1 protein-coding gene is annotated in these 1,315 nt (G+C 55.1%); it reads right to left on the reverse strand.

The features are described from left to right. Nucleotides 1–29: 29 nt before the first annotated feature. Nucleotides 30–1,261 (reverse strand): IS3 family transposase gene (locus AC07VL_RS27990; RefSeq protein ID WP_494808750.1). Its coding sequence is split into 2 segments (ribosomal slippage): nt 30–898 and nt 898–1,261, totalling 1,233 coding nucleotides; the frame shifts between segments, so codons are not numbered across the junction. Nucleotides 1,262–1,315: the final 54 nt, after the last annotated feature.

Below are 1,315 nucleotides of genomic sequence, written 5' to 3' on the forward strand. Positions count from 1 at the left end.
TGTCCAGTCCTAAAATAGGTTGACAGTATTTATTGCTGTAGAAACGCCCGATGCACCACATCGGGCGTTTTGTATTGCAAGGCTGTATGCGGCCGTTCCTGGTTATATATTCGCACTGATTGCGCCACCATTTTGCTCGCCTGTTTCAGGTCTGCAGGTCGATTCAGCAGGAACTCGCCTTTCAGAATGCCGTTGATACGTTCTGCCAGCGCATTCTGATAGCAGTCGTAGCCATCTGTCATGGAGCAAGTCAGTCCGTGACGACGATGAATTTCCTGATAGTAAGTCGAGCAATACTGGATGCCCCTGTCTGAATGATGGATCAGCGGCGTCTTGCGCTGTCGCGCTCGCAGGGCCATTTTCAGGGCCTCGCTGACTTCCTCTGTTTGCAAGCTCGCGTGCACATGGTAGCCCACGATTTTGCGCGAGTATGCATCCGTCACCAAGCTCAGATAGACGAATTTTCCGGCGGTCGGGAGATAGGTGATATCGGCTACCCACACCTGCTCCGGCTGCGTGGCCAACACTTGCCCCGGTCCCTCCTTGAGCAAGTTGGGATGGCGCCGGAAGCGGTGATGGCTGTTCGTGGTCTTGTGATAGGCCCGCTGCGGCTGCACCAGCAAGCGCTCCCGCCGCAAGATATCGAAGAGTCCGTCACGCCCCACCTTGATATTCGCCTGGGAAAAGGCATTCTCTAGCATGCTGTGCAACTTGCGCGCCCCCACGCGAGGCTGGCGCAAACGTATCGGCTGCACCAGCTTGACGACAGTTTGTGCCCTATCCAGGCACTGCCGTTCGCGCTGATGGCGCTGGTAATACGCTTGGCGGCTGATGCCCATGCAGCGGCAGGCCCTCTCAACGCTTAAGCCTTGGACTTGCTTGCGCGAGATGACCTGCCCAAAGGCTTTTTTACCACGATTCCATACTCGTCACGCATGACGTCGATGACGGCCTCGAACAGCGCGGATTTCTGTTTTTCTTCCTTGAGTTGACGTTCCAACTCCTTGATGCGCTGCTCTGGCGTCAGTGGCTTGGCCGGTGTATCTGTCATGGTCGCTCTCCGTTGGTTTCGGCCTCTGGGATGCGTCCAATCCTGCAGGCCGTGTTTGCGACACCATACCAAAACTGTCGACCGACCTTGTATTCCGTAGCGCATTTGCGCCTGCTTGTACGTCAGCTCGCCTTTTTCAACCTGCTCCACAACACTCAGTTTAAAAGCCAGGCTGTAATCTCGCTGACTGCGTCGAAACCCTTGTTTCATCGAACACTCCTTCTCTGTAGCGAAAAAGTGTCAACTTATTCCAGGATGGGTCAC

The organism is Janthinobacterium sp. GW821-FHT03C08 (assembly GCF_059420905.1).